24 protein-coding genes are annotated in these 20,671 nt (G+C 61.6%); 12 read left to right on the forward strand and 12 right to left on the reverse strand.

Annotated features, from left to right (window positions below; genetic code table 11):
- The first annotated feature begins 17 nt into the window (after positions 1–17).
- Complete coding sequence (locus tag KUV51_RS01245) at positions 18–611, forward strand: chemotaxis protein CheB (RefSeq protein ID WP_222519806.1); 594 nt, start codon at positions 18–20, stop codon at positions 609–611.
- On the opposite strand, the gene KUV51_RS01250 is transcribed toward KUV51_RS01245, so the two are convergent.
- Positions 608–1,618: a hypothetical protein gene (locus KUV51_RS01250; RefSeq protein ID WP_222519807.1), complete on the reverse strand. Its 1,011-nt coding sequence runs from the start codon at positions 1,616–1,618 to the stop codon at positions 608–610. The two genes, KUV51_RS01245 and KUV51_RS01250, sit on opposite strands and share 4 nt — an antisense overlap.
- Positions 1,619–1,622: 4 nt before the next feature.
- Entirely contained in the window at positions 1,623–2,093 is a 471-nt protein-coding gene (gene greA, locus KUV51_RS01255; RefSeq protein WP_222519808.1) for a transcription elongation factor GreA, read from the reverse strand.
- Positions 2,094–2,444: 351 nt separating this feature from the next.
- Here greA and KUV51_RS01260 point away from each other — a divergent pair, with 351 nt between their 5' ends.
- On the forward strand, positions 2,445–2,750 hold the full coding sequence (locus KUV51_RS01260) for a hypothetical protein (RefSeq protein WP_222519809.1): 306 nt from the start codon (positions 2,445–2,447) through the stop codon (positions 2,748–2,750).
- Here the strand turns inward: KUV51_RS01260 and KUV51_RS01265 are convergent, their stop codons facing one another.
- Together KUV51_RS01265 and KUV51_RS01270 are read right to left on the reverse strand one after the other, a co-directional pair.
- Complete coding sequence (locus KUV51_RS01265) at positions 2,751–3,734, reverse strand: hypothetical protein (RefSeq protein ID WP_222519810.1); 984 nt, start codon at positions 3,732–3,734, stop codon at positions 2,751–2,753.
- 151 nt (positions 3,735–3,885) lie between these two features.
- Entirely contained in the window at positions 3,886–4,266 is a 381-nt protein-coding gene (locus KUV51_RS01270; RefSeq protein ID WP_222519811.1) for a VOC family protein, read from the reverse strand.
- 92 nt (positions 4,267–4,358) lie between these two features.
- On the opposite strand from KUV51_RS01270, the gene soxR reads away from it, so the two are divergent.
- The 4 genes from soxR (at position 4,359) to KUV51_RS01290 (ending at position 9,282) form a co-directional block, all read left to right on the forward strand.
- Positions 4,359–4,823, forward strand: coding sequence for a redox-sensitive transcriptional activator SoxR (gene soxR, locus KUV51_RS01275; RefSeq protein ID WP_222519812.1), 465 nt, complete (start codon positions 4,359–4,361; stop codon positions 4,821–4,823).
- A 148-nt stretch (positions 4,824–4,971) separates the two neighbouring features.
- The gene (locus KUV51_RS01280) at positions 4,972–6,621 is read left to right on the forward strand and encodes an electron transfer flavoprotein-ubiquinone oxidoreductase (RefSeq protein WP_222519813.1); all 1,650 of its coding nucleotides are present in this window, start codon (positions 4,972–4,974) and stop codon (positions 6,619–6,621) included.
- Between the two features lie 104 nt (positions 6,622–6,725).
- Complete coding sequence (locus KUV51_RS01285) at positions 6,726–8,489, forward strand: tetratricopeptide repeat protein (protein ID WP_222519814.1); 1,764 nt, start codon at positions 6,726–6,728, stop codon at positions 8,487–8,489.
- Positions 8,479–9,282, forward strand: coding sequence for a 4-(cytidine 5'-diphospho)-2-C-methyl-D-erythritol kinase (locus tag KUV51_RS01290; protein WP_222519815.1), 804 nt, complete (start codon positions 8,479–8,481; stop codon positions 9,280–9,282). The genes KUV51_RS01285 and KUV51_RS01290 overlap by 11 nt, the downstream gene beginning before the upstream one ends.
- Positions 9,283–9,451: 169 nt before the next feature.
- Here the strand turns inward: KUV51_RS01290 and KUV51_RS01295 are convergent, their stop codons facing one another.
- A complete protein-coding gene (locus KUV51_RS01295) occupies positions 9,452–10,450 on the reverse strand; it encodes a polyprenyl synthetase family protein (protein ID WP_222519816.1) in 999 nt (332 codons plus the stop codon).
- A gap of 56 nt (positions 10,451–10,506) precedes the next feature.
- On the opposite strand from KUV51_RS01295, the gene KUV51_RS01300 reads away from it, so the two are divergent.
- From KUV51_RS01300 to KUV51_RS01310, 3 genes are all read left to right on the forward strand, one after another.
- Positions 10,507–10,722 (forward strand): DUF2007 domain-containing protein, encoded by a 216-nt coding sequence (locus tag KUV51_RS01300; protein ID WP_147109149.1) that lies wholly within the window; start codon positions 10,507–10,509, stop codon positions 10,720–10,722.
- Complete coding sequence (locus KUV51_RS01305; protein ID WP_222519817.1) at positions 10,700–11,443, forward strand: tRNA1(Val) (adenine(37)-N6)-methyltransferase; 744 nt, start codon at positions 10,700–10,702, stop codon at positions 11,441–11,443. The genes KUV51_RS01300 and KUV51_RS01305 overlap by 23 nt, the downstream gene beginning before the upstream one ends.
- 113 nt (positions 11,444–11,556) lie before the next feature.
- A complete protein-coding gene (locus KUV51_RS01310; RefSeq protein ID WP_222519818.1) occupies positions 11,557–11,721 on the forward strand; it encodes a YdcH family protein in 165 nt (54 codons plus the stop codon).
- On the opposite strand, the gene KUV51_RS01315 is transcribed toward KUV51_RS01310, so the two are convergent.
- From KUV51_RS01315 to KUV51_RS01335, 5 genes are all read right to left on the reverse strand, one after another.
- Positions 11,702–12,586 carry a DMT family transporter gene (locus KUV51_RS01315; RefSeq protein ID WP_222519819.1) on the reverse strand — a complete coding sequence of 295 codons (885 nt, stop codon included), beginning with the start codon at positions 12,584–12,586 and terminating at the stop codon, positions 11,702–11,704. The two genes, KUV51_RS01310 and KUV51_RS01315, sit on opposite strands and share 20 nt — an antisense overlap.
- The gene (locus KUV51_RS01320) at positions 12,583–13,533 is read right to left on the reverse strand and encodes a transcriptional regulator GcvA (RefSeq protein WP_222519820.1); all 951 of its coding nucleotides are present in this window, start codon (positions 13,531–13,533) and stop codon (positions 12,583–12,585) included. The genes KUV51_RS01315 and KUV51_RS01320 overlap by 4 nt, the downstream gene beginning before the upstream one ends.
- Before the next feature lie 353 nt (positions 13,534–13,886).
- Positions 13,887–14,609, reverse strand: a complete 723-nt coding sequence (phbB, locus tag KUV51_RS01325) for an acetoacetyl-CoA reductase (RefSeq protein WP_222519821.1) — start codon at positions 14,607–14,609, stop codon at positions 13,887–13,889.
- 163 nt (positions 14,610–14,772) lie between these two features.
- On the reverse strand, positions 14,773–15,948 hold the full coding sequence (locus tag KUV51_RS01330; protein ID WP_222519822.1) for an acetyl-CoA C-acetyltransferase: 1,176 nt from the start codon (positions 15,946–15,948) through the stop codon (positions 14,773–14,775).
- 149 nt (positions 15,949–16,097) lie between these two features.
- Positions 16,098–16,946, reverse strand: a complete 849-nt coding sequence (locus tag KUV51_RS01335; protein ID WP_222519823.1) for an EAL domain-containing protein — start codon at positions 16,944–16,946, stop codon at positions 16,098–16,100.
- Between the two features lie 121 nt (positions 16,947–17,067).
- On the opposite strand from KUV51_RS01335, the gene KUV51_RS01340 reads away from it, so the two are divergent.
- Both KUV51_RS01340 and rpsD read left to right on the forward strand, forming a co-directional pair.
- Positions 17,068–17,640: a DNA-3-methyladenine glycosylase I gene (locus KUV51_RS01340; RefSeq protein WP_222519824.1), complete on the forward strand. Its 573-nt coding sequence runs from the start codon at positions 17,068–17,070 to the stop codon at positions 17,638–17,640.
- A gap of 143 nt (positions 17,641–17,783) precedes the next feature.
- Positions 17,784–18,404 carry a 30S ribosomal protein S4 gene (gene rpsD / locus KUV51_RS01345; RefSeq protein WP_039684158.1) on the forward strand — a complete coding sequence of 207 codons (621 nt, stop codon included), beginning with the start codon at positions 17,784–17,786 and terminating at the stop codon, positions 18,402–18,404.
- A 66-nt stretch (positions 18,405–18,470) separates the two neighbouring features.
- Here rpsD and KUV51_RS01350 read toward each other — a convergent pair whose 3' ends face one another.
- A complete protein-coding gene (locus tag KUV51_RS01350; protein WP_222519825.1) occupies positions 18,471–18,929 on the reverse strand; it encodes a phage tail protein in 459 nt (152 codons plus the stop codon).
- 131 nt (positions 18,930–19,060) lie between these two features.
- Between KUV51_RS01350 and KUV51_RS01355 the strand changes: the two genes are divergently transcribed.
- The gene (locus KUV51_RS01355) at positions 19,061–19,543 is read left to right on the forward strand and encodes a DUF2867 domain-containing protein (protein WP_222519826.1); all 483 of its coding nucleotides are present in this window, start codon (positions 19,061–19,063) and stop codon (positions 19,541–19,543) included.
- On the opposite strand, the gene KUV51_RS01360 is transcribed toward KUV51_RS01355, so the two are convergent.
- Positions 19,544–20,638 (reverse strand): Hint domain-containing protein, encoded by a 1,095-nt coding sequence (locus KUV51_RS01360; protein WP_222519827.1) that lies wholly within the window; start codon positions 20,636–20,638, stop codon positions 19,544–19,546.
- Between the last annotated feature and the right edge of the window lie 33 nt (positions 20,639–20,671).

Raw genomic sequence — 20,671 nt, forward strand, 5'->3', positions numbered from 1 at the left:
CCGTATGCTCTGACCGTATGAGCCAAGCAGAAAAACAAGAACACATCATCATTATCGGTGCATCGGCGGGTGGGCTGAAGCCCATGATCGAGGTTCTGAGCGTGTTGCCGCGCAATCTGAACGCACCCATCGTGGTTGCGATACATGGCGGACGTCTGAGCCAATTGACAGAGGTGCTGACCCGCAGCGCGTCATTGCCCGTGCGCAAGGCGACGGATGGTCAGGCGCTTGAGCCGGGCGTGATCGCGGTGTGTCCCGGCGGGGAACACACGCGGATCGAAGGGCGTGAGCTGCGCCTGGGGCGTTTGCCCGATGCATCCCGCTTTCAGCCTTCGGTCAACCTTCTGTTTCGCAGCGCGGCCGAGCACTACGGCGCGGGCACAGTCGCCGTGGTGCTGTCGGGCAACCTCAATGACGGCACCGAGGGCGCGCAGGACGTGCATGCGGCAGGCGGCGTGATGCTGGTGCAGTTGCCGCGTGAGGCCGACTATCCGTCCATGCCCGCGAGCATCGTGCTGCACGATCACCCAGACGCGGTGCTTCAGGCCGAAGACATCGCGGGGCGGTTGCTTGAGCTTGTGGGATCGCGGGGTCTGGTGCGGGCCAGCTAGTCGAACGTCCCTGCCACACGTCCCAGCAGCATGAAGGCGCGCGCCGTACGGGTGTCGCTGAGCGCTGAAATCTCGGCATCGGTGGCGGTTTCGGTGAAGGCCGATACCGTTTGATCGAAGCGGCGCAGGAAATGGTGCGCGGCATCGCGGAAGATCGGGTCCTGCTTCATCCGGCCAGCCGACAGCGCCAAGGATGAACGATCCCTTACACCACCGAGCGGTGCCACGGCGCGGCCACGTGCGCCCTGGGCAAACTGGCGCCACACCTCGGGGCGCGCGCGATCGGGGCGCAGGTCGTCCATATAGATGCCGTCCTGGCTGAGCAGGGTCAGGATGTCCTGCGCGGCCTGGACCAGTTGCGCGGTCGTGCGGTCGCGCATCGCCTTGCGCAATGCAGCGAAACCTTCCTCGTCTTCCGCCGTTTCGGGGAAGTTGAGGGCGCGGATGAAATCCTCGGCCGCGAGGGGCGGGGCGATGTCTTCGGCACTGGTGCCGAGCGCGAGGGCCGGTTGATCGCCCGTCACCTCGGGTTGCGCTGCCTGCTGCGGGGCAGGGGCGTGCTCGCGCCTGCTTTGGAAGGTGGCAAGCGCGCTTTCGGTCTTGCGCGTGGCAGCGGCAATCTCATCGAGCTTGCGGGCCACCGACGGCTCATCCGCCACGTTGCGGCCCTGGTTCTGGGCAATGTAGGCCTGCCGGATCGCGTCGATGGCGGTTTGCAGACGCTGGCTTTCCTCGCGCATGACCTTGCTGGAGCGCGCCGCCGTGGCGGCCACCCAGATCATTGCGACCGGCATGAAGATGGCGAGCATCGTGATCAGGAACCGCAACCCTTCGCCCGTCCCGGTGGGGTCGTCGCCCGCAAGCAGGAAATAGGCTGCCGCCCCAACGAGCCAGACGGCCGTCAGGATCAGGGCGGCGACTTCGATCCCTGTTATGCCATCCGCGCTGGGTTTGTCGTAGATCCCCAGCGGCGTCGGGCGCGCTTGTGGTTCGGGCTTTTCGGCCATGGCCTCAGCTATAGCTGATTTTCAGGACTTCATAGGACTTTTCACCGCCCGGTGTGCGCACCTCGACGCTGTCGCCCTCTTCCTTGCCGATCAATGCCCGCGCTATGGGCGATTTTATGTTCAAAAGGCCCTTTTCGATGTTGGCCTCGTATTCGCCGACAATCTGGTAGGTCTTTTCCTCGTCCGTATCCTCGTCCACCAGCGTCACTTTGGCACCGAACTTGATGGCGCCCGACAGCTTGGTGGTGTCGATGATGTCCGCGAGCGAAATCACGCCTTCGAGTTCCTTGATTCGGCCCTCGATGAAAGACTGCTTTTCCTTGGCCGAGTGGTATTCGGCGTTTTCCGACAGGTCACCATGCTCGCGCGCCTCGGCAATCGCCTTGATGATGGCGGGGCGTTCCTCGGTCTTGAGGTGCTTGAGTTCCGTTTCCAGTGCGGTTGCACCGGCGCGGGTCATCGGGATCTTTTCCATCGGCGTCGTCCTAAGAACATGCGGCGGCCCGCGATGGAGCCGCCGTGTGTTGAGATGGTAGATACCTGACCTGAACACCTGAGGGAATGCAAGGTCCAATGGCATCACCACGACCACAGGTGTCGTCTTCGATGATGCAGACAGTGTTACCGTAACACTCACGGCGTTACTTATACTGCTGTCCGGGTCCCGATAGGCAAGCGCCGAGGGAGCGGTAGCCGCCGGTCAACAGGTGGACCCGCGCCCTTGTGTGAGCAGTTTCGCGGCCTGAGAAAAACACTCTACCAGTGGCACGATCACAGGTTCGAAGATTGTGTAACGAGTACAAACATATCCCATGAGATCGTGTCGATGTCGCCTGTCACAATGATCACTTACAACGGCCAGGACGTGATTTTCGGGCACGCCGCAACCGCGCATGATACACCTGCCGATCCCGGTACCACTCACGGACTGAGCGAAACAGAGCGGTTGCGGCGTGACACTGTTGTGCCGGAAGACGGCGATGTGTCCTGGGTCCCTCTGGTTCTGGCCGACATGGCTTCATTTTGTTCCAGAGCCGAGCGTTTTGAACTGGAAGTCACACTTTTGCGGACAAAGGTTATGATCGAACACCTTATCCAGGCGCACGACCTAAGCGACGCGTCAGACCCGTAGTCAACGGCAGCAATCGGGTTGTGTAAAAAACCTGTTTGGCACGACACCGGTTGCGAGGCACACCGATTTGCTGATCAGCGGGCGTACTGCGTCGGGCAAGCGGGGGTCCGACATCTTGTAATACCCGGTGGTTGCGATCTTTTTGCGCAGGCAGGACATGGTCGTGACCGGCAGAGGTTGGATCGCGATCGTACTGGCCATTGGTCCGCGACGGTGATCCGCCGAGACGGCTGCATTGACGCCTGTCAACAATGAGTATGTTCGACGGTTGCCCGAAAAGCGCCGATTTTCGGGTTCAATAACGAAATAGGCCAGGGTCGATGGCACCGGAGCCTCGCCGTAGATGCAGAACATGCGCCCATCAAGGCACAGCACTTCGCCCTCGAATTTCACCGGGCTCAAACAGTTTTGGCTGGATGTTGGATTTTTTATGCGGCAGATTGAGCGCCAGCGGTGTCCGGTTTCGGTTTGTTCGAATTGCATGACATGCGCCATGAAGTGCCCAGGCGCAGTGAGCGACGGAAAGAAGCATTCGTAAAATCCGTCGGCAAGGCGTGGGTCGGGTCGACTGAAGGCGGCCAGTTTCGACAGGATGCCAAAAGATGCAGGCGTGCTGCGGGCGCTGTTTGCAACTGGCGTGACGCCGACTTTGAACACCGGACGCAGGCTGCCCGTGGGCAGGCATATGCGCACCGTCCCGAGTGCTGCGCCCTCGGTAGCATAGGCTGCTTCGAGCGCCTTTCGCAGCCGCCCGGCCATGACCCGCACATGCGGGTTTGAATTGGGATCAAAGCTGTCCGGCAGACCCAGGCAATCCGTCCCTACCGCATAGGCAGAGAAAGCGGTTGGATCCGACCGGAAGCTGTGGGTGACGAGATAGCGCAACAGGTCCCGCAACCGCGGCGCGTTGGCAAGCGGTGCTGCGGTTTCAAGGCGGTCCAGAGCAGACCGCGCTTCGTGTTCTGAGACCGGGTGAAGGTGCACGGGGTCCTGACATCATATGTTTGTGTGCATGAGCGGCCGGGTCCGAGCCCGGCCGTTCGTGCGGATTGAGTGGTGTGCCCATGTGACATCGGCGATACAAGTGCAACGGGCAAAAAACGACTATTTGCGGTCAGAAGCGTCGGCCGCTACGTCAGTCGTATTGCACCACTTCAAACTCGATATTGTCGTCGTCGTGGAAGTAGAAGCGGCGGCCCGGTTCGTATTCGTGGTGCTGGCCCACGCGGAACCCTTTCGTCCGCGCGCCTTTCTCGATCTGTTCAAGGTCATCGGTCACGATGGCGATGTGGTTCAACCCGCCGATCGTGGCGTAGGAGCTTTCAGTGCCTTTTGCCGCAGTTTTTTGAGTGTAGAGCGCGAGATAATGCGTGTCCGTTCCGACGTGGACGGTGCGCCCGTCCTCCATCGCGTTGCCGGCCCACCGGATGTGCCAGCCAAAAAGGTCGCACATCCAGGCGGCAGTTGTATCGGGATTCGAGACGGTCAGATTGGTGTGTTCGAGCATGGCTGGCATGGGTGGGTCCTTTCTTCATTTGCCCTTTCCTTTGCGGTTGGGTGAGGGCATCCTGCGACCTCAAGTCAACTTGAGGTCAAGGGGTTTTTTTCATGGCGCCATCCGAGGGGTTGAGCATTGGCGAGATTGCGGAGCGGACCGGTTTGGCGGTCTCGGCGATCCGGTATTACGAGGATGAGGGTTTGGTGGCCCCATGGCGCAATGCGTCCGGGCGCCGCCGGTTTCAGCGCGCCGACATAAGGCGGTTGAGCTTCATCATGGTCGCACAGCAGTTCGGGTTTTCGCTGGCGCAGATCAAGGCGGAACTGGATCTGTTGCCCCGCCACCGCGCGCCCAACAAGCGCGATTGGGCGCGCATCAGCACTGAGTTTCGGGATGGACTGAACGAGCGGATCGCGCGACTGGAAAAGCTGCGTGACACCTTGGATGGCTGCATCGGCTGCGGCTGTCTGAGCCTGGACGCCTGTGCTTTGTACAACCCTCGTGACGCAGCCGCCGAGAAGGGGCAGGGACCGCGCTATTTGCTGGGGGATCGCCCATCAGATGTCACGCCGTGACGTTATTTTGCGTAACGTGTCGTCGTTTCGTGAATTTTTGGTGGATTTTTTCACGGTGACAGTTCACCACATTGCGAAAGCCCTATCTAAAGGGTAGCGACGATGAAATTTGCGCGCCACGCGCTGGGAGTAAAAGGGGAGCCGCCGGATGGCCGAGATTGAACGCGAAGCGATGGAATATGACGTGGTGATCGTCGGGGCGGGCCCGGCCGGTCTGTCGGCTGCCATTCGCCTCAAGCAGTTGGATGCCGATCTGAACGTGGTCGTTCTGGAAAAAGGGTCCGAAGTGGGCGCCCACATCCTGTCGGGCGCTGTGCTGGATCCGGTAGGTCTGGATGCTTTGCTCCCGGACTGGAAGGAAAAGGGCGCGCCGCTGAACGTGCCGGTGAAAGACGACAATTTCTACATGCTGGGTGAGGCGGGGCAGGTTCGCATCCCCAACTTCCCGATGCCGCCGCTGATGAACAATCATGGCAACTACATCGTGTCGATGGGCAATGTGTGCCGCTGGATGGCGGAGCAGGCTGAGGAGATGGGTGTTGAAATCTTCCCCGGTATGGCGTGTTCCGAGCTGGTGTATGGCGACAATGGCGAAGTGAAGGGTGTTGTGGCTGGGGTCTTTGGCCTCGAAGAAGATGGCTCCATCGGTGAGAACACCGAGCCGGGCATGGAACTGCACGGCAAGTACGTTTTCCTGTCCGAGGGCGTGCGCGGGTCACTGTCGAAGGAGGTCATCGCCAAGTATGACCTGGCCAAGGGCAAGGAGCCGCAGAAATACGGCCTGGGCATGAAAGAGATCTGGGAGATCGACCCCGAGAAGCACAAGGAAGGGTCTGTCACCCACACGATGGGCTGGCCGCTGGAATCCAATGCGGGCGGTGGGTCGTTCATCTATCACTTAGAGAACAATCAGGTTTATGTCGGCTTTGTCGTCCACCTGAACTACAAGAACCCGCATCTGTTCCCCTACATGGAATTCCAGCGCTTCAAGCATCACCCGATGGTGGCGGACCTGCTGAAGGGCGGGAAGCGTGTGGCCTATGGCGCGCGGGCAATCTCCGAGGGTGGATACCAGTCGATGCCGAAGATGGTGGCACCAGGTGTGGCGCTGCTGGGTTGCTCGGTGGGCATGGTCAACGTGCCGCGGATCAAGGGCAACCACAACGCGATGCTGTCGGGCAAGGCGGCGGCCGAGGCCGCCTTTGACGCGATCAAGGCGGAGCGGTCCGGCGACGAGCTGACAGCCTATGAGACCGAGGTGCGTGAGGGGGCCATTGGCAAGGACCTCAAGAAGGTGCGCAATGTGAAGCCGATCTGGTCCAAGTACGGGCTGGCGGCGTCGTTGGTGCTTGGTGGGTTCGACATGTGGACCAACACGCTGGGCTTTTCGCTCTTTGGTACAGTGGGGCATGGCAAGAACGATGCCGATGCCACGGAAGAGGCCAGCAAGCACAAGCCCATCGACTATCCAAAGCCCGATGGCACGCTGTCCTTTGACCGGCTGACGAACGTGTCCTTCAGCTTTACCAACCACGAGGAAAGCCAGCCTGCGCACCTCAAACTGACGGATGCGGCGATCCCGGTGGCGCAGAACCTGCCAAAGTACGCCGGCCCATCAGCGCGGTATTGCCCGGCGGGGGTCTACGAGTTCGTGGAGGAGGAGGGCAAGGACACGCGCTTTGTCATCAACTTCCAGAACTGCGTGCACTGCAAGACCTGTGACATCAAGGATCCGGCGCAGAACATCACCTGGACCACGCCGCAGGGCGGTGATGGGCCGAACTACCCGAACATGTGATTGGTGCGCGACCAATATGCTGACCAAGAAAACGCCGGGCCCCGCAGCCCGGCGTTTTTTCTGGCGGCGATGTGCTGACCATTTCGCGAGGTCACATTGCACATATGCGCAGACGTGCTAGCCTTTGGGCTAAACAGAAAGAAGGCAGTGCTCCGTTGATCCGATCGCTTTTGTCCAGTGTCGCCTTGGCCGCCGTTGTGGCGACCACCCCGCATGTCGCGTCCGCCCAGTCGGTGGCAGGGTCTTATCTGGCGGGGCGTCAGGCTGCGATGACGAGCGACTTCGAGGCGGCGGCGCGCTACTATACTGCGGCGCTGGCGCGTGATCCCAGCAATCTGGAGTTGATGGAGGACGCCATTGTCGCGCAGATGGCGCTGGGTCGCATCGACCGCGCCCTGCCCATTGCCCAAACGATTGAAGAGAGCGATGCGCGAAGCCAAGCCGCGCATATGGTCATCATTGCCGATATGCTCGCGCGGGAAGACTATGACGGCTATCTGGCACGCGATGTGGACACCCAAGGTGTTGGGCCGCTGGTCGATGGGCTGCTGAACGCCTGGGCTCTGGTTGGCGCGGACCGCGTCGAAGAGGCGATGGCCGGTTTCGATGCCGTATCGGAACAGCGCGGCGTGCGCGGTTTTGCCATGTACCACAAGGCGATGGCGCTTGCCGGATTGGGTCAGTTCGAGGACGCGAGCGAGATTTTCGAAAGCGAAGGGTCAGGTCCCCTGCAACAGACCCGCCGTGGCGCCATGGCCCGGGCCGAGGTATTGTCGCAGCTTGGCCGGAACGAAGAAGCTGCTGCCTCGCTCAAGGCGGCCTTTGGCACCGTCACGGACCCGGAACTCGACGCCATGCATCTCGCCCTTGAGGCGGGGGAGACACTGGCCTTTACCCACATCACCTCCGCCCGCGACGGGATGGCTGAGGTGTTCTATTCGCTGGCCGGTGCGCTGCGGCAGGATGCGGGTGCAGACTACACGCTGCTGTATGGACGCATCGCACGGCACTTGCGCCCGGATCACGTGGACGCGCTGCTTTTGAATGCGGACCTTCTGGAGACATTAGAACAGTTCGATCTTGCCAATGCCACCTACAAACAGGTGCCTGCGGACCACCCGGCGTTTCATGCTGCTGAACTGGGCCGTGCGGCGGCGCTGCGGGAATCGGGCAAGCCGGATGCGGCCATCGAGGTTTTGGAACAGTTGGCCAAGCGCTTCGGCGATCTGCCGCTTGTGCATTCCACGCTGGGCGATGTGCTGCGCCAGCAAAGCCAGTTTGAAGAGGCGGTCGCCGCCTATGATCGTGCGCTGGATCTGACGGATCCGGAAGCGCGCGGCGCCTGGTTCCTGCACTACGCCCGCGCGATTTCCTATGAGCGGCTGAAAGAATGGCCGCAGGCAGAGGCGGATTTCAGGCGCGCCCTTGAGCTGAACCCGGGTCAGCCTCAGGTGTTGAACTACCTTGGCTATTCGCTGGTCGAGAAACAGATCAAGCTGGATGAAGCGTTGGAGATGATCGAGGAAGCCGTCGCGGCCAGCCCCGACAGCGGCTACATCGTGGATTCGCTGGGCTGGGTTCTGTACCGCCTTGGCCGCTATGAAGAAGCGGTTGAGCATATGGAGCGCGCCGTTGAGTTGATGCCGGTCGATCCTGTTGTGAATGACCATCTCGGCGATGTGTACTGGGCCGTCGGCCGCATACGCGAGGCGCGGTTCCAGTGGATGCGGGCGCTGAGCTTTGTCGATCCTGCCGATACTGATGGCGAGGCGGACCCTGATCGGATGCGCCGCAAGCTGGAGGTGGGGCTCGATAAGGTGCTGGCCGAGGAAGGTGCCGAGCCCCTGCAGGTGGCGAATGACAATTGAGGCCTTTGCGCCCGCCAAGATCAATCTCACCCTGCATGTGACCGGCCAGCGCGCCGATGGCTATCATCTGCTTGATTCCCTTGTGGTTTTTGCTGATGTGGGCGACCGGATCAGGTTTGTTCCCGCGCCATCCAAGCGGATTGACGTGTCGGGTCCGTTCTCGGTGGGGGTGCCAACAGATGACCGCAACCTGATCTGGCGCGCTGCTGACTTGGCCGGGGTCACGGGGCATTTCTCGCTTGAAAAGAACCTGCCGCATGGCGCCGGGATTGGCGGCGGATCATCGGACGCGGCGGCTGTTCTGCGCCTGCTCGGTGCAGAGGCACATGCGCTTGCGCTGGGAGCTGATGTTCCGGTGTGCCTGCTGGATGTGCCACAACGGATGCGCGGGATTGGCGAGGATGTGACGCCTGTGGGCGCTGTGCCCGCGCTGGACATGGTGCTGGTCAATCCCGGTGTGCATGTGCCGACGCCTGAGGTGTTCGCGCGGTTGCGACAGAAAGAGAATGCGGGGATGGACGCCCGGTTGGGCTGGCCCGATGTCGCTGCGTTCAAGGACTGGCTTGCAGCGCAGCGCAACGACCTGCAGACGCCCGCAGCTTCGGGCAATCCTGCCATTCCGGCGGCGTTGTCCGCGCTGAAAGGGGCGGAGATTGTGCGCATGTCCGGCTCTGGCGCGACCTGTTTCGGCATTTACCCGGATGCACAGACGGCAGAGGTTGCGGCAGATCGAATTGCCCAAAAACAGCCGCGCTGGTGGGTTCGAGCGGTCAGAACGGTCGGGTGGTCCTAGACCGGCACGGAATCAAGGGCGTCAGCCCGCCGTGCCAGCGGCTGCCCGCCCCACCGGGCGGCCGCTATGCCAGCCATTGCGCGTCATATGAGCGTCATAGGCAAATGACGGGTATAAATCACTTGGAACCAATGTCGGCGCGGCCCCCCGCGGGCAGCCGCCGGCACGGCTAGTTGATCCGTTCGACGACGTAGTCGGCGAGGTCAATCAGCATGTCACGCAGGTCATGTGCGGGCAGTGTGGCGAGCGAAGACTTGGCTTTGTCGGCCCATGCGATTGCGTCTGCCTTGGTTGCTTCAAGCGCGCCGTGCTTGTGCAGGAGCGACAGGGCGTGGTCGAGATCCGCGTCCTCTTGCTGGCCCTTTTCGATGGTGCGGGACCAGAAGGCGCGCTCTTCGCTGTCGCTCATCGCGACGGCTTTGATCACTGGCAGCGTGAGTTTGCGTTCGCGGAAGTCGTCGCCGACGTTCTTGCCGGTGGCAGCGGACTGGCCCTGGTAGTCCAAAAGGTCGTCCACGATCTGGAACGCGATGCCGAGCGCGTCGCCGTAGTCGAACAGGGCCTGCGTCGTGGTCGCGTCCTTGCCCGCAATCACACCGCCCACTTCCATGGCGGCCGAGAATAGCGCGGCGGTCTTGCCGCGCACGACTTGCAGGTAGATGGCCTCATTGGTGGCGAGATCTTGGGCGGCAGTCATTTGCAGCACTTCGCCCTCGGCAATGGTGGCCGCCGCATCGGACAGGATGCGCAGGACGTCAATGTTCCCCGTCTCGGTCATCAACTGGAAGCTGCGGGCAAAGAGATAGTCGCCCACGAGCACCGAAGATTTGTTGTCCCAGAGCAGGTTTGCCGTGGGCCGTCCGCGCCGCTGTGCGCTTTCATCGACCACATCATCATGCAGCAGGGTGGCGGTGTGTATGAACTCGACCGTGGCGGCGAGATGCACGTGGTAGGGGCCGGGATAGTCGCACAGATGGGCCGAGGCCAGCGTGAGCATGGGCCGCAACCGCTTGCCGCCCGCTTCGACGAGGTGCTGTGTCACTTCGGGGATGCGGGGCGCGTGTTCAGAGGCCATGCGCTCGCGGATCAGGGTATTCACGCCCTCCAGATCCTCCGCCAGATAGGCGGCCAGACGGTCATGCGGCTTTGCGATTGTGGACGCGTCCATCACTTTCCCCATAGCACCCCTCGACAGATAAGCCGGTGTGCCCCTACATCCATGATATGAAGGAACTTTTGCGCACGACTGACCCGACGATCATCGCCTTTGCCTCTGCCCTTCTTGAGGGCGAGGATATAGACTGCTTTCAGATGGACGTAAATATGAGCGTCCTTGAAGGCGGGATCGGAATTTTTCCCCGCCGCCTGATGGTGCGGACGGATGACTACGACGCGGCCCTGCGGGTCATGACCGACAATGACATCGATCTTGGACGCTGATCTCACCCACGACGCCTTTCTTGGTGGGCGGTTGCATCTCTGGCAGCCGCGTGCGGGATATCGTGCCGGTGTTGATCCGGTTCTGTTGGCGGCCTCCGTCCCCGCCAAATCCGGGCAATCGGTGCTGGATCTGGGCTGTGGTGTCGGCACTGCGGCATTGTGTCTGGGCGCGCGTGTGACCGGTCTTGAGTTGGTGGGTGTGGAGCGGCAGGCCAAGTATGCCACCCTTGCACAGCGCAATGGGTTGGACACGTTTGCGGTCGATCTGACGGATTTGCCCGACACCCTGAAAGCGCGCAGCTTCGACCACGTGCTGGCGAACCCGCCCTTCTTTGATCGTGGGGCCGGGCGCGCGGCAGCGGATCAGGGGCGCGAGGCGGCGCGCGGGGTGGAGACCCCCGTGGCGACCTGGATCGACACGGCAGCACGGCGGCTGCGGCACAAGGGCTATCTGCACATGATCCACCGGGCCGAGCGGGTGCCAGAGTTGCTGGAGGGGGCGTCGGGGCGATTGGGCAGCCCGGAGATCTGGCCGCTTTGTCCGCGGGTCGGAAAACCGGCAGAGCTGGTGATTTTCCGTGCGCGAAAGAATGGCCGCGCAGATTTTAGGCTGCATTTTCCGATCATTCTTCACGAAGGCACCCGGCATGAACGGGACGCCGAAAGCTATACGCCTGAAATCCAAGCGGTTTTGCGCGCAGGAGCGGCGCTACACCTTTAACGGGAAGTTAACCCCTCCTACATTTAGCTTATCCACATGCTGCGCCTGCGGCGTGACTTGTGCGCAAAGCTGTGCTTGGCTGTGGGTGCAACTTTATCAGCAAGGAGGACTGCATGAGCGTGACCGCCCATCTCGAAGAGTTGAAAAAGAAGCACCAGAGCCTGAGTGATCAGGTCGATATGGCCCAACGATCGCCCGGCATCGACCAAATGGAAGTGGCCACCATGAAAAAGCAGAAGCTGAAGTTGAAAGAGGAAATCACCCGACTTTCGAGTTAAGGGTCCCCTTCAGGCTGGCGCGGGCAGCCAGCAGCGCGCCACCTGTGATCAGGAGAGCCGCAAGAGCCAGCGTCCATGTCGGCGCAGCCACGCCAGCCGCCACCAGAACCACAGTTGATAGCAACGGCGCCGCGTAGGACGCGGTGCCGAGCAGTTGGATATCGCCCCGCTTGACGCCGATATCCCAGACGTAGAACGCAAGACCAACAGGCCCCAGGCCGAGCAGGACCGCGCTGCTCCACCCAAGAGCGCTGTCGGGCCAAATGGTGTCTTCCAGCAGCAGATGCAGCGGGATCGAAAGCGCAGCGCTTGCAAGGCAAAAAACGGCCACAGAAGCAGTCGGCACCGTGCCGAACCGGCGCGAGACCAACGAGTAACCTGTCCAGGTCAGCGCGCAGGCGAGGGCAAGCATATAGCCAGGAAGCGCATCCGCGTTGAAGCCGGTGGCCCCGCCCATGATGATCAAGGCAGCGCCCGAAAATCCGATAAGCGCGCCCACCACGTGCCCGGGGCGCAGAACTTCGCCCGGCAGCAGCCCCGATACGAACACGATAAGCAACGGCCACAGATACGCGATCAGCCCAGCCTCTGCCGCCGGTGCGAGGCGCAGGGCCGAGAAATAGAGCGCGTGATACCCAAAGAGCCCCAGCGTTCCAAGAAGATAGACGTGGAAGGGCACCGCGCGCAGTTGGCGCAGACCGCCGCTCGCGGCTGTCCAGACCAGTCCCAGCGCGCCCCCGATCGCAAAACAAAGCGCGTTCAGAAGAAAGGGCGGCGTCGGCGCAGACCCAACCGTCAACAGCGCCAGTACGCCCCATAGCACAACAGCCAAAAAGCCGATCAAAGTCGCGGTGTGTCGTGTCATTCGGCTTGGAAATCCGATGATGGTTTGCGGATCATGCGGTCGGTGATGTGTGTGGTTTTCTCGATTTCAGTCAGGATCCAGTCGCGGAATGCCACGATCTGCGGGCGCATCTCGGCGCCCTTGTTGCACAGAAAGCGGAAGCGCACACCGGTGTCGAGCGCATTCGGGAAGGGGGCGACGAGGCGGCCGTCATCCAGATCCTTGATCACCACCGAGCGGCGCCCCAGCGCCACGCCGACCCCGGCCAGAGCAGCGTCAACGGCGTGGTCGGCCTGGCTGAACCGGGGACCGGCCTTGGGCGCAAAGTCGATGCCCATCATGCGGAACCATGTGTCCCAGCCGGCCGGGGGCTTCAGGAAAGCGATACTGTCGTCAAAGATCAACGTCGCGTCGCGCAGGCTGTCAGGCGTGGGAAAGCGGGCGGCCATTTCGGGCGTCATGACGGGACAGACCCATTCATCGGCGGGCAGGGGATAGGAGTAGACGCCTTCGTCCGTGCCGGTGCCGAAACGGATGGCGACATCGATCCCGTCGCGGGTCAGATCCACGAGTTTCAGGGTCGCGGAAAAGCGCAACTCGATCTCGGGATGGGCTTGGGCAAACTCGTACAGACGCGGCGCCAGCCACTTGGCAGTGAAGGCCGGGCCGGCTGTCACCGTCAATGTTTCATTGTCCAAAGTGCGTTCGGCGGCGCGCCAGGCGGCGGCGAGGGTCTGGAAGCCGTCGGCCATTCCGGGGGCCATGGCGCGGCCTGCTTCGGTGAGTTCGACGGCGCGGTTGAGGCGGCGGAAGACTTGGGTGCCCAGGTGTTCCTCAAGCGACTTGATCTGGAAGCTGAGGGCGGCGGGGGTGACGTGCAGTTCCTCCGCCGCTTTGGCGAAGGACATATGGCGCGCGGCGGCGTCAAAGGCGCGCAGGGCGGTGAGCGGGGGCAGGCGGTCTGGCATAGTCAATTAAGTACAACTTAAGTGAAGGCTTGGAAAGTCTCGTTTGTCGGCTTGGCCGCAAAGGCGCATATTCGGATCAATTCAGAAACACTGATCCAAGAGGATACCGCATATGTTTGAGACATCCGCACATCCCGCCATTCGCCAGGGTTTGGAACGCGCACATGCTGAGCGTGGAGCCGCGCTCGCTGGCGCGTGGACCTGGCTATTCGGGAGCAAGACTTCCCGCTGATGGGCGCGCGCCATCTTACGGGATAAAGGAAGGGCCGGTGCAGCAACGCACCGGCCCTTTTTCGTAGAATTGCGTGTGCACCGCCCGTGCACCACGCGTGCACAGACCGTACACCGTTGTGTCACACGAAGAACTGCGCGCCGTTGGCCGAGATGGTCGAGCCATTGATAAAGCCCGAATCGTCGGAGGCCAGGAAAACCACGCAGCGCGCGATCTCTTCCGGCTCACCCAGACGGCCTGCGGGGATTTGTCCGATGATCGATTCGCGCACTTTTTCAGGCACGGCCATGACCATTTCGGTGGCGATATAGCCTGGGCAGATCGCATTTGCGGTGATGCCTGCGCGCGCGCCTTCCTGAGCCAGTGATTTGACGATGCCGAGGTCACCGGCCTTGGTCGCGGCGTAGTTCACCTGGGCAAACTGGCCCTTCTGGCCGTTGATGGACGAGATCACAATCACACGGCCAAATTTGCGCTCGCGCATGCCGGGCCAGATCGGGTGGACGGTGTTGAACACGCCGGTCAGGTTCGTGTCGATGACCTGGTGCCATTGGTCTGGCGTCATCTTGTGGAAGGGCGCGTCGCGGGTGATACCTGCGTTTGCGACGACGATGTCGATAGGGCCGAGATCTGCCTCGACCTGGGCGAGGCCCGCTTTCGATTCGTCGTAGTCGGCGACGTTCCACTTGTAGGTTTTGATGCCGGTTTCGTCGGTAAACTTTGCGGCGGCTTCGTCATTGCCCGCGTATGTGGCGGCGACGGTATAGCCTGCGTCTTTCAGGGCTTTGGAAATGGCTTCGCCGATACCGCGGCTACCGCCGGTGACGAGGGCTACACGGGACATGGGGGAGACTCCTTCTGGGGTAAGTTTCGCATTGTTTCGCTCAAATGCGGTCGGAGCGCAACATTATTACGCGCCTACTTTGGTGTTGTGTTTGGTCTGGTTGAAAAAGAATAGGCGGCGCGGGGATGCGCCGCCTTGATTTGCGTCAGCCGAAGCGGATGGATCAGTCGCGTTCGAGGCACATGGCAACGCCCATGCCGCCACCAATGCACAGCGTGGCGAGGCCTTTTTTCGCATCGCGGCGCTTCATTTCGAAGAGCAGGGTGTTGAGGATGCGTGCGCCCGATGCGCCGATGGGGTGGCCGATGGCGATGGCGCCGCCATTCACGTTCACGATCGACGGATCCCAGCCCATGTCCTTGTTCACGGCACAGGCCTGGGCAGCGAAGGCTTCGTTGGCTTCAACCAGGTCGAGGTCCTCGGGCTTCCACCCGGCCTTTTCCAGTGCCTTGCGGCTGGCGTAGATCGGGCCAACGCCCATTATCGACGGGTCGAGGCCGACGGTCGCGTAGCTGGCGATGCGCGCGAGCGGTTCGATCCCGCGCTTTTCAGCATTCTCGGCGCTCATCAGCAGGGCGGCGGCGGCACCATCGTTCAGGCCGGATGCGTTGGCAGCAGTGACCGAGCCGTCCTTGGTGAAGGCGGGGCGCAGTTTCTGCATGGCTTCCATGTTGGCGCCGTGGCGGATGTATTCATCGCTGTCGACCACGATGTCGCCCTTGCGGGTTTTCACGGTGAAGGAGGTGATTTCGTCGGCGAACTTGCCGGCTTTTTGCGCGGCTTCAGCCTTGTTCTGCGAAGCGACGGCGAACTCGTCCTGCATGTCGCGGGTGATCTGCCACTGGTCGGCAACATTCTCTGCCGTCTGGCCCATGTGGTAGCCGTTGAAGGCGTCCCACAGGCCGTCGCGGATCATCGTGTCGATGTATTTCATGTCGCCCATTTTGTGGCCGGCGCGCAGGGCGGCGGCGTGAGGCGAAAGCGTCATGTTTTCCTGGCCACCAGCGGCGACGATGTCGGCGTCACCCAGGGCGATGTGCTGGGCACCCAGGGCCACGGCGCGCAGGCCCGAACCGCAGACCTGGTTGATGGACCAGGCAGCGCTTTCTTTCGGCAGACCGGCGTTGATGTGCGCCTGGCGGGCCGGGTTCTGGCCCTGGGCCGCAGTCAGCACCTGGCCGAGAATGGTTTCGGACACGTCGGATTTGTCGACCCCTGCGCGCTCCACCACCGCTTCGAGAACGGTTGCGCCAAGGTCATGGGCGGGGGTGTTGGCGAAAGAGCCACCAAAGCTGCCGACGGCAGTCCGGGCGGCCGAAGCGATGACGATGTTGGTCATGGGGGTCGGGTCCTCTGTCAGTTACCTTGAGGACCACTCCGAGACTTCGCACGTCTTATGGCGCTTCACGCCGGTGCGGGCCTCAGAATGGTCCCGCGTCGCGTGTGCACGTACCGGATTCGCTGCCTTGCGGCAACTGACGTTATGTCTCAGGCGCGCTGGCCAGCGCGTTTTGCGGCGGGGCGTTTGCCCGTCAGCCAGTTGGGCCGTACCTGCGGTGCCTGAAAGTAGAAACCTTGCAGACAGTCGGCCCCCATCTGCGTGAGCACCTCGACATCTTCTTGCCGTTCGACACCCTCGGCCACGACCAGCATGTCGAAATGGTGCCCGATCTGGATGATGGCGCTGGTTAGCGCTTGCGTGTCCGGATCGTTCGCGATGCCATGGCAGAACTCCATGTCGATCTTAAGCACGTCAAAGAAGAAGTCCTTGAAATAGCGCAGCGCGGTGTAGCCCGCACCAAAGTCATCCAGTGCAAAGCAGATGCCCCGATTGCTGAGCCGATCCATGAAGTCGACAACCAGCTCCGGCTGGTCCATTGCCGAGCCTTCGGTGATCTCGAGGATCAGGCGCTCGCCAATGCTCGCATCCTTCTTCAGCCAGCGGTTCATGGTCTGCATCCAGCGCTGGTATCCGATGGAGCGCGCCGACATGTTTATAGACAGGCGAATGTTGGGATGTTCATGCAGCGTGCGCAGCCCCATGTTCAGGGCGACCACGTCAATCTCGCGCCCCAACTCGGCGCGTTCGACGACGGGCATGAAATCCTTGGCCGGGATGATGCGCCCGGTGTCGTCCATGACCCGGATCAGCCCCTCGTAAAAGCCGACACGACCAGGGTTGTTGGCGATGACGACCGGCTGAAAGGCAAGCAGTGTCTGCTGATGTTTCACCGCCTGTTCCACCATGGACAGCGTGCTGCGGTCGCGGGCGGATACGGCGGCGTTCAATGGATTTTCCGCACCCGCGGGTACGTTTTGGAACCGTTTATTCTTCATGGGCTGGCAGCGACCCTCGTGTTCGAAATCTATGGTCACCTTTGCGTTAAAGCCGTAAAAGCAGTCTTAATGTTTGCATTTTGTTCTAATTTTATCCGTTAACCAAAGCAGAGGATTTCGCATGGTTCACAGGTGTGGATGGGAGGGGGATGCCCCGGATTATGTCGCGTATCACGACACCGAATGGGGTGTGCCGGAATACGATCCGCGCAGCTTGTGGGAAAAGCTCATATTGGACGGGTTTCAAGCGGGTTTGAGCTGGATCACGATCCTGCGGAAGCGCGAGGCGTTCCGCGCGGCCTTTGCCGATTTTGACCCTGCAGTTGTTGCCACATGGGGCGAGCCAGAGGTGCAGCGCCTGTTGACCGACCCAGGCATCATCCGCCACCGGGGCAAGATCGAGGCGACGATCACCAATGCCCGCGCCTATCTCGAGGTTAACGAGGCCGTGGGGTTCGATAAATTCTTATGGAACTATGTGGATGGCGTTCCACTTCAGACCAATTTTTCGAGCCGAGATCAGGTGCCGCCCAAGACCGAACTGAGCGAACAGGTGTCGAAGGACCTGCGGGCGCAGGGATTCAAGTTCGTGGGTCCGACGATTGTCTATGCGTTCATGGAGGCGACGGGACTGGTCAACGATCATATCACGCCCTGTTTCCGCCATGCCGAATGTGCGGCGATGGGTCGTTGACTCTGGCGATTCCCGGCGTATAAGCGCGTTCTCATTGGTGTTGGTGGCCCGCGCAAGCGGATCCCTGTCGTCCCGCGACTTGTTTTTGGCAAATCCGGGGAGAGGACAACGCCCTTCGAAAACCTGAACGAAGGAGATCAGCCGTGACAAAACGCACGTCTGCCAAGTATAAGATTGATCGCCGCATGGGCGAAAACATTTGGGGTCGCCCCAAATCCCCCGTCAACCGTCGTGAATATGGCCCCGGCCAGCACGGTCAGCGCCGCAAGGGCAAGCTGTCCGACTTCGGTATCCAGCTGCGCGCCAAGCAGAAGCTCAAGGGCTACTACGGCGACCTGACCGAGAAGCAGTTCCGCCGCATCTATGCCGAAGCAGAGCGGGTCAAGGGCGACACCGGTGAAAACCTGATCGGTCTGCTGGAGCGCCGCCTCGACGCCGTCGTCTACCGCGCGAAATTCGTGCCGACCGTCTTTGCCGCTCGTCAGTTCGTGAACCACGGCCACGTCAAGGTGAACGGCAAAAAGGTCAACATCCCCTCCTACCGTGTGAAGGAAGGCGACGTGATCGAGGTCCGCGACCGTTCGAAGCAACTGGCTGTCCTGCTGGAAGCGACCCAACTGCCCGAGCGTGACGTGCCGGATTACATCGACGCGGACCACTCGAAAATGACCGCCACCTTCACCCGCACCCCCACGCTGGGCGATGTGCCATATCCGGTGATGATGGAACCGAACCTCGTGGTCGAATTCTACGCCAAGAACTAAAGCCGGGGGCCTTCGGGCCCGCGCACCAGACGTTACAGGGCCGCTCCGATCCGGGGCGGCCTTTTTCTATGCGTTTTCGTTGGTGATCCCTTTATGGGCCAGCTCGACAATCTCGACAGCGATCTCGTTGCCTTCGGCTTTCAGGTCGGTCCCTGTGACCTTGGTCGGAAAAGCATTCTTGAGTGTCCATCGCATCGTCTCCTCTCCGCCCGCGTCCACCAGAGCGATCGTGACATCTTCGCGTTTCATCGTGTTCATCTTGATGCCGCTGAACCAGTCCCAGAATGCCCCTTGCCTGGCGAACGTCCCATGTCTCAGCGTGACATCTCCGGATTTGATCATGCCGGGCATCTTGATGGTCGAGAACACTTTGGAATTGCCGGCGCGATATTCGATGACCTCCGTTTCGGCTTCGAGGCCGCTGACCTCCCGGAACGCAACCTCTTCGCCGGCGACCGTCACGCGGAACTCGAATGCGGGCAGAGGCCACGCGGTCTGCGATGCGGGGGAATTGTCGTCTGCCATGTCGCGGCTCCTGCACAGGTGGCTTTGGCCAAGTGTAGCAGAGTTTGGCTTTGACTTGTGATTTCATGTCACAGGGGCAGACCCGGTATCCTTCACTAGGCTGACGCCACAGAGTCCAACGAGCGTCGCCCATGTCTGCACCGCGTGTCACCGCCACCCGCCTTTCATCCGACAGCGCCTTGCATGGCCGGATGGGGCGTGGAGATTTTCTGGATTGCTACAGTGTTGCCAGCCCCGCCAGCCCCAGAAGCGCGGCCGAGATCATCACGGCCTTTCCCGGCTGGGCGCAGGTGCTGGTCAAGCTTCGCGGGTTGATAACGACCCCGTTCGGGCTGTCGCAGGACGGGCCGGAGGCCGCGGACAAGCTGGGACCGTTCCCCGTCGAAAGCGAAACGGGCACCGAATTGATCGCGGGCTTTGATGACAAGCACCTCGATTTTCGGGTGTCCGTGCGGTCAGAGAACGGGACCGTGTCGCTTGCCACGTGGGTGCATCCGCACAACTTGGGTGGCCGTCTCTACCTCGCGACCATCATGCCGTTCCATATCCTGATCGCACGTGATGCGTTGGCGCGGGTGGCCCGCGCGCCTCAACTGCCGTCGCACACGGTCTGATTACCGAGCGGTCAGAGACGTCTCGCCCTGCGCGGCCGTGGTTGCCCGCAACTCATAGCCGCGCACGCGCTGCCGTGCCCGTGGGAACGGTGCAGGGGCTGCCGGGTCGGAAAGGCTGGGGTACAGCGCCACGAGGCGCGCATGTGCAATCGGGTCCAGGCTCTGTCGCGCCACGGGACCGGGATAGAACGTTTCGGTCAACATTCCGTTGGCCCAGACCAGCGCGTGTCCGTCGACCATGAAATGAAAATACTCGATGGCCTTTCCCTCGAGCCCTTGTGTGATCCCGTCGCCATCCACACAATCGCGGGCCGCGACCAAAACCTCGGCACTGTCGAACATCATCCGAAATGCTGCGTTGCGTTGCAGCACGCAATGGCGCGGTGACAGACCGGTCGGAGCATAGGGTTTGTCCGTGCCGAATGTGTGCGGCGCGACCCACACCGGCAAATCGTCGCCCTGGGGAAACAGGATCATCCGTTGCGCGGCCCAGGTGATGCGCTGGGCGCCTTCATCGAGGGTCAGAATGCGGTCTCCGACGCCCAAGGTCTCGACCGGGACATCTCCTGCAGGCGTGCGGATCAGTGTCCCGCGTGCGAAACAGACGATCTCGCCATAAGGTGTGCCGCCGCCGTCGTTCTTGAACGAGATATCGTAAGTCGTGCCCGGCACCAGCGGTGCGGTCGACACGACAAGCGTCAGATCGCCCTGGTTCTCGCCCGGACCCGCAGCCACGAACAGCAGATCAATGGGAGCGCCACCGCCCACAGGTGTGGCCGTCAGCGTGAACTCGACCTCCAGCACCGCGCCCGCGGCGATCTGGACGGGGTTGCCCGCCGCGTCGGTCGTGTTGATGTCATCGCGCAGGATCTGGTTCAGCGGGGTGCCGTTCGGATCGTCCTGGAACCCGTCGTCGAATTCCATGTCGTCGTCAAGCACGTTGATGTCGATGGTCGACGCCCCGCCCGCAAGCGTCGCCTGCGCGTTGCCGGGCAGTGAAAACGGCCCGTTCTGGCCGGGGTTCAGCTGGCCATTGTCATTCACGAAGGTGAAGTCCTGAAACAGGAACCCTGTAATGGAACCACCATTTGGCATTTCGCCACTCCCAGTAAGGACTGCATTCTGCAG

It is taken from the genome of Tateyamaria omphalii (assembly GCF_019802125.1).
Classification (GTDB): domain Bacteria; phylum Pseudomonadota; class Alphaproteobacteria; order Rhodobacterales; family Rhodobacteraceae; genus Tateyamaria; species Tateyamaria omphalii_B.